The 6,300-nt window shown below is 41.3% G+C and carries 9 protein-coding genes; 7 read left to right on the top strand and 2 right to left on the bottom strand.

Translation table 11 applies throughout. The features are described 5' to 3' along the window. Positions 1-81: 81 nt before the first annotated feature. Positions 82-1,533 (bottom strand): peptide MFS transporter, encoded by a 1,452-nt coding sequence (locus tag ACW12G_RS05725; RefSeq protein ID WP_146976376.1) that lies wholly within the window; start codon positions 1,531-1,533, stop codon positions 82-84. 286 nt (positions 1,534-1,819) lie between these two features. Between ACW12G_RS05725 and ACW12G_RS05720 the strand changes: the two genes are divergently transcribed. After that, on the top strand, positions 1,820-2,170 hold the full coding sequence (locus tag ACW12G_RS05720) for a hypothetical protein (protein WP_048701100.1): 351 nt from the start codon (positions 1,820-1,822) through the stop codon (positions 2,168-2,170). Between the two features lie 48 nt (positions 2,171-2,218). Next, on the top strand, positions 2,219-3,298 hold the full coding sequence (locus ACW12G_RS05715; protein ID WP_455647480.1) for a metaphase chromosome protein 1: 1,080 nt from the start codon (positions 2,219-2,221) through the stop codon (positions 3,296-3,298). A 46-nt stretch (positions 3,299-3,344) separates the two neighbouring features. On the opposite strand, the gene ACW12G_RS05710 is transcribed toward ACW12G_RS05715, so the two are convergent. Next, a complete protein-coding gene (locus tag ACW12G_RS05710) occupies positions 3,345-3,668 on the bottom strand; it encodes a hypothetical protein (protein ID WP_029510510.1) in 324 nt (107 codons plus the stop codon). A 255-nt stretch (positions 3,669-3,923) separates the two neighbouring features. Between ACW12G_RS05710 and gmk the strand changes: the two genes are divergently transcribed. From gmk to ACW12G_RS05685, 5 genes are all read left to right on the top strand, one after another. Then, complete coding sequence (gmk, locus tag ACW12G_RS05705) at positions 3,924-4,520, top strand: guanylate kinase (protein ID WP_010001069.1); 597 nt, start codon at positions 3,924-3,926, stop codon at positions 4,518-4,520. An 11-nt stretch (positions 4,521-4,531) separates the two neighbouring features. Beyond that, a complete protein-coding gene (gene rpoZ / locus ACW12G_RS05700; RefSeq protein ID WP_010005818.1) occupies positions 4,532-4,744 on the top strand; it encodes a DNA-directed RNA polymerase subunit omega in 213 nt (70 codons plus the stop codon). A 98-nt stretch (positions 4,745-4,842) separates the two neighbouring features. Next, complete coding sequence (locus tag ACW12G_RS05695) at positions 4,843-5,352, top strand: peptidylprolyl isomerase (RefSeq protein ID WP_010005817.1); 510 nt, start codon at positions 4,843-4,845, stop codon at positions 5,350-5,352. 42 nt (positions 5,353-5,394) lie between these two features. Next, entirely contained in the window at positions 5,395-5,772 is a 378-nt protein-coding gene (locus ACW12G_RS05690) for a CvfD/Ygs/GSP13 family RNA-binding post-transcriptional regulator (RefSeq protein ID WP_010001065.1), read from the top strand. A gap of 10 nt (positions 5,773-5,782) precedes the next feature. Then, complete coding sequence (locus ACW12G_RS05685) at positions 5,783-6,151, top strand: hypothetical protein (RefSeq protein WP_455647479.1); 369 nt, start codon at positions 5,783-5,785, stop codon at positions 6,149-6,151. Positions 6,152-6,300: the final 149 nt, after the last annotated feature.

Below are 6,300 nucleotides of genomic sequence, written 5' to 3'. Positions count from 1 at the left end.
AACTGGCCGCTTGATTAGCTAAAATATTTTACTTTAACTTTTTGGGTACACCACATACCGTGAGCGCTTTTTTATGCTTAATTATTCAACACCTTGCATCAAACCTTGAATACGCTTTGATAGGAAGACGAGAACAATACCAAGTACAACAGAACCTAATCCGAAGTAAGAGAAGTAAGCGACTTCAGATTTGGCGTTATACAACGTCACCAGTTGTGCGTTCAAAGCAGAACCTACCGCTGATGACAAGAACCACATTGACATCATTTGAGAATTAAAGGCTTTTGGTGCCAACTTAGTTGTGACGGATAGGCCGACAGGTGAAATTAACATTTCACCGACGATAACAAGGGCCCATGAACCAACTAACCATAGTGGTGATACTTTACCACTTGTACCATACAAAGCACCAGGAATGGCCATTAGCAAGAAGCTTAAGCCGGCAAACATCAAACCAACGGCAAACTTTGTTGGTGATGATGGTTGGTTTTTCTTCCAGGCAGTCCATAGCCAAGCGAAGAATGGTGTGTAAAGCATGATGAACAGTGGGTTCAATGATTGGAACCATGAGACAGGGAACCAAGATGAATCAACACGTTCAGCAGCAAATGTTGCCAACACAACTGAGCCTTGTTCTTCAATCGCCCAGAACAAAACAGCAGCGATGAAAAGTGGGATGTAAGACACAACACGCAAACGTTCAGTTGACGTCACCTTTACTGAAGAAATCATCCAAGCAAAATAGAAAACTGGAATGGCGATCGCAACAATCGTCAAGAGATTGATGTAGGCAGGCAATGAATTCCAACCGACAAGGTTCATCACAACGATGATTGCAATAAAGCCAGCAACAGCTAAGCTTACCTTAACCAGTAATGGCTTAACTTCTTCTGGTGCTAGTGGATCAGTTGGGCGCAAGTAATGCGGATCCAATGTTTTCTTACCACCGAAGTAATAAACCAGCAAACCAATAAACATACCGATTGCTGCCAATGAGAAGGCCACGTGGTAACCTGCAGCTTCTTGTGCAGCACCAACAATAAGTGGTGCAATGAACGCACCCAAGTTAATACCACACACAAAGATTGAGAAACCAGCGTCACGACGACGATCATGTTCGTCATACAATGTCCCAACCAATGTTGAAACGTTTGGCTTCAAGAAACCAGTTCCGATAATAATTAAGATGATTGACCCAAACAATGCGCTTGCGCCAAAAGGCAAAGCGAGCACGATATGTCCAAGCATGATGAGAACACCACCCCAGAATACAGCTGGACGTGCTCCGATGATACGATCGGCTACGAAACCACCGATCGTACCAGAAAGGTAAACCATTGAAGCGTAAATTGCCATGATTGATGCGGCTGTTGCTCGTGTAATGTGTAGATCACCAGTACTGATGAGGAACCACATATAGTAAAGCAAGATGGCGCGCATACCATAGTATGAGAAACGCTCCCACATTTCAGTCATGAACAGTGTTGACAGTCCTAAAGGTTGACCGAAAAATGTCTTTCCTTTGTCTTCCATAAAATCCTCCGATTGATTTTTGATACGTTGTTATTGAATTAACAACGTTACAAACATATTTATTAAAAATACCCTTCTATTTTACGCTAAAATGGTGTAAAATACAAATTATTTACCCAATTTAGTATCAAAATAATATCATATTAGCCGTGCTTAACCGATAGGTTGAGGTGAAGATATCGTAAAATAGGGCGAATTAGTGGTCAGACCGTGGATTTATCTGTACAATAGAGGGTGAACGAATTTAAGTTAAAGGAATGACGTACCCGTTGGGACGTCCAAAAGTATGGCAAAAGAAAAGTTTGACGCAGGGGAATTTATATCCTCACTATTCCACTATGCACATGATTTCAATTATAATCATATTGTTTTTGAGGCTAATCGGTATAAAGTATCGGTTAATTTGACACGTAGATCGGCAACCTATGGGAATGCTGACATGTTTTATGTGTCAGCAGATACGAAGTTGTTTGCACCCGTGATGTCTGCAATTAACGGTGCCATTGAAGTGGCGGAGCTCACTAGCAAGCAACAAGCCGTGGTGGCGACACCGGGGTTAGAACGCCAAGAACAAGTTTTCCAGTTCCGCTTACGTGAATTTGGTCATGGGAAGTATAGTTTGGATCTTAGTATCTAACAATATTTTAGAAGGGGGGGCGTGCGATATCATGCACGCTAATAAAATATGAAGCAAGGTAGGTCAGCACAAATTAAAAATTTGAAGCATCGGCAACAGCAACAGAAATTTATGAATAAGCATAAGTTGCCGGAATTCAACTATAATGAATTCGCTGGATTTTTAAGAGCGCGTTATTATTTAACGCACCGACAAAAGTATAGCCCTGAAACGTTTGAAGTGGCCTCATTCTTCTTGGATGATGTCATTGCGATGATGGTTAACCATAACTTTACCAGCTTCACGAGCAATGAACGGGCGGTCGTTAAGTTAAATGAAGTCATGCAAGCCGCATTGGTCAATAGTGATGATCGCGATTGGCGTTACTTTGTGATGCTTGTGCCAGTGCTCTATGACATGCAACAATTCTTGGTTAAAGAAGGTAGCGTGAATGAACACTTTGTGGCACACGCACCTAAGTTTGACATTAACTTCTGGCGCATGATTATGCGCATGGTGATGGCAATTAACTTCTTCAAGTGGCAAGGTAAAGATGTGGCTGAATTGATGAAGACATCTTCCGCAATCGATGATTTGCAATTCAAGTTCTTGCAGGTGGACGATAAGGATGATCACTTTAACCTACCAGTCATTGCTGAGACGTTTAGAGGGTTGTCACCAAAGATGAAGCCCTTAAAGGACGCTGATTCAGTTGTTGCGCTTGAACCTAAGTTGACTGAAGCGCAAATTCAAGCTGAACTCGAATTTGCTGACAAGCGCTTGGCGCAATTCAAGGCGGCTTCTGTAAAAGATGTGGTCAGTGATAACGTGGTTAACATGTTGCGTGGGTTCCATGAAGGATTGGCGACTGAATATCAAGCGACGCATGACTTATGGCAACCAGCGATGTTTAATGCGTTAGCAACGGATAAGTTGTTTAATTATTGGTCACCGGATTGGGATAACCTTGATGGCATTGGTGGTGAGGTGAAATCTTATCTCACTTTCTTGAGTCAAAAGCAAGATATTAGTGGCTTAAGCCAATTTGTGACAGGGACTGCTGGTATTGATCGCTACATTGATGTGGCAGCCTTGAATCATCTTCTTGAGCAAATGCCAGAAGATGTTTTGGCAGAACGTGCCTTATAAAAATAAGTAAAAAGGACAATCACCATTGAAATAGCGATTGTCCTTTTTATAATGTAATATGACGAATCGTACCAGGTAAAATGGTGGTCATTTGATGGGTTTTGGGGGATTGGATTAAAATTTCCCCATGTTGATTCTGATAAACATAGCCAGTAAAATTCGTCACTTCTTCAGATAGTAGTGACACATTGACTTGAATCGTGACGACTTGATCTGAATTCAGTGCGACTGCCAAGCGATTAATCAAGTCATCAGCTGGGAGCTGGCACTTTAAAGGCACACGTCTTTTCGGCGTGAGTAGCTTTTTAAGGCGATGCATATGATGTTGTAGTTGCGTAGCAACGGGTTGGTGTACAAGATAATTTTGCATAAACCTGCTCCTTGATCATACGATAGTCTTATCATACGAACAAATGTTCAAAAAAGCAACTATTATATTTTGACTTTACTTTTTCTTGAACATTCGTTCGGGTATAAGATGTTGATAAAATGCGGTATTTTGTGGATAACCACCTTATTTGTCCATGGGAACAAACATTCTATTCGGGCGATTCTTTGACGAACCATTGAATAACAAGGGGAAAGCCTGTATAATGTTATCATTAGTACATAAAGAGGATAAATGATGACGCAGCGTGGTTTACTAATTGTGCTTTCGGGCCCTTCCGGTGTTGGTAAGGGAACGGTGCGCAAGGCTATTTTTGAAGAAGAGGGTATTGATTTTCAATATTCAATTTCAGCAACAACGCGTCAACCACGTGTTGGCGAGGTTGATGGCGAAGACTATTTTTTTGTTTCTCGTGAAGAATTTGAACAAAAAATTGTCAATGGGGATATGCTAGAATATGCCCAATATGTAAATAACTATTACGGGACACCTAAAAGTTTCATTGATGAAACGCTAGCGAGCGGTCGCGATGTCTTTTTGGAAATTGATGTCCAAGGTGCTTTGCAAGTAAAGTCAAAGATGCCTGAAGGTATTTACATTTTCTTAACACCACCAGATCTGACTAATTTACGCGAACGGTTGGTTGGTCGTGGCACTGATTCTCAAGAAGTTATTGAGAAACGTGTTGCTGCCGCCCGTGATGAGTTGAAGCAAATGATCAACTACGACTATGCCGTTGAAAATGATCAAGTGATTCACGCTGTTGACCGAATCAAGGCGATCATTACCGCAGAACGATTGCGTGTTGCGCGCGTTTTTGAAAAGACATTATAAGGAGAATTACCATGTTACTTTATCCATCCGTTGATAAGTTGCTTGAAAAAGTTGACTCACGTTACAAGTTGATTGCACTTGGGGCCAAGCGTGCCCGTGAATTGGATGCTGGCTTGCCTGCAACCCAAGAAAAGTTCAACTCAAATAAGTCAGTTGGTCAAGCACTTGAAGAAATTGAAAACGGTGATGTGATCATCGATCCTGATTTAGAAGATCAAGTTTAATACCGATCACACATCAGATATGAAACGCCCAAGGCACGACTTAGCAGGTGGCCGGTGTTTTTCAATTAAAACCAAGCATAATCGAGAGAGGTTCAATCATGACAGACTATCCACAACAAGATGCAGCGAACTACGCAGGTCCAGTTGCAACGTTTAAGACAAACCAAGGTGACATTAAAGTCAAGTTGTTTGCGGACATTGCGCCAAAGACAGTTGAAAACTTTACAACACACGCTAAGAACGGTTACTACGATAATGGGATTTTCCATCGTGTTATTCGCGACTTTATGATTCAAGGTGGCGACCCTGAAGGTACTGGTATGGGTGGCGAAAGTATTTGGGGCGGTAGCTTTGAAGATGAATTTTCTGACAAGTTGTTGAATGTGCGTGGCGCATTGTCAATGGCAAATGCGGGTCCAAACACAAATGGCTCACAGTTCTTCATTGTACAAGCTGATGAAACACCATGGTTAAACGGCAAGCATACTGTTTTCGGTCAAGTTATCGAAGGTATGGATGTTGTTGATAAGATTGCCGGCGTCGCTGTCGATATGTATGATAAGCCACGTGAAGACGTTAAAATTGAAACGATTGAAATTGCAGACTAAGTGTCTGCTTTTTTTGTTATAATGGGAATGAGGATTTAAATTATGACTTATCATATTGGACAAAAGTTGAAAGGGCGTATTACAGGCATACAACCTTATGGTGCGTTTGTCATGCTAGATGACCATACCCAAGGTTTGATTCATATTTCTGAGTGCCGATCAGGTGTTGTACACGACTTGAATCACGAGTTGCAGATTGGCGAAGAAGTTGTGGTGACTGTTTTAGATATTGAGCAATACACCAATAAAATCAGTCTGTCTTTACGGCAAGACAACTTGACGCCAACCACAACATTACCTAAAAATATCAGCCTAAGGAAACACTTTTGGACGAACAATCATCTAAACTATGGGTTTGCACCAATTGCAGCGCATCGCGATGAATGGATCGCTGAAGCTTTGGCACGTATTGATCAGTAAAGGAGAAGTTATGTCACTTATTGCAGCGACTGCGATTGCTTTTGAAAATGATTTACCCTATTTCCTTGTGGAAAAGACAGAGGGTGGTTATCAGTTTTTCACAGCTAAAATCCACCGTCACCATCAAGAAACATCTTTAGGTGTCGTGTTACGTGAATTGAAAAAGTTAGGGTTAGATAATTTTGATCATTGGCGTCTGGGTGAATTGACAAGTGTTCAAGCCGGTGATCAACTCTTGTCACTCTATTCATTTGAAGTCAATGATATGGCAGGTATTACCCAGGCATTGGCCAATCAATTGGAATTTGTACCGGCAAACAAGTTACACGGGTTGCTAGAAACCCTACGAACAACGGCGTTTGTTAGCTTTGAAGAATAATTTGAAAGCTTTTTTGAAAAAAGTGTTGACTTTTTGTGAGAAGCGCGTATAATTTTAATAGTTGTCTGATACGCAAACAACAACTTCTGAAAATGATTTCTGAAAGGAAATATCGAAAGAAGTAGTTGACAAGCGAGACGCAACGTAGT

It is taken from the genome of Leuconostoc sp. (assembly GCF_965300815.1).
Note: the sequence above shows the minus strand (reverse complement) of the source record. Positions and strands in the feature narration are given on the sequence as shown.

Bases quoted from the DNA above. Each gene is read 5' to 3' on its own strand.
- ACW12G_RS05725 (WP_146976376.1), bottom strand. From the start codon at position 1,533: ATGGAAGACAAAGGAAAGACATTTTTCGGTCAACCTTTAGGACTGTCA.
- ACW12G_RS05720 (WP_048701100.1), top strand. From the start codon at position 1,820: ATGGCAAAAGAAAAGTTTGACGCAGGGGAATTTATATCCTCACTATTC.
- ACW12G_RS05715 (WP_455647480.1), top strand. From the start codon at position 2,219: ATGAAGCAAGGTAGGTCAGCACAAATTAAAAATTTGAAGCATCGGCAA.
- ACW12G_RS05710 (WP_029510510.1), bottom strand. From the start codon at position 3,668: ATGCAAAATTATCTTGTACACCAACCCGTTGCTACGCAACTACAACAT.
- gmk (WP_010001069.1), top strand. From the start codon at position 3,924: ATGACGCAGCGTGGTTTACTAATTGTGCTTTCGGGCCCTTCCGGTGTT.
- rpoZ (WP_010005818.1), top strand. From the start codon at position 4,532: ATGTTACTTTATCCATCCGTTGATAAGTTGCTTGAAAAAGTTGACTCA.
- ACW12G_RS05695 (WP_010005817.1), top strand. From the start codon at position 4,843: ATGACAGACTATCCACAACAAGATGCAGCGAACTACGCAGGTCCAGTT.
- ACW12G_RS05690 (WP_010001065.1), top strand. From the start codon at position 5,395: ATGACTTATCATATTGGACAAAAGTTGAAAGGGCGTATTACAGGCATA.
- ACW12G_RS05685 (WP_455647479.1), top strand. From the start codon at position 5,783: ATGTCACTTATTGCAGCGACTGCGATTGCTTTTGAAAATGATTTACCC.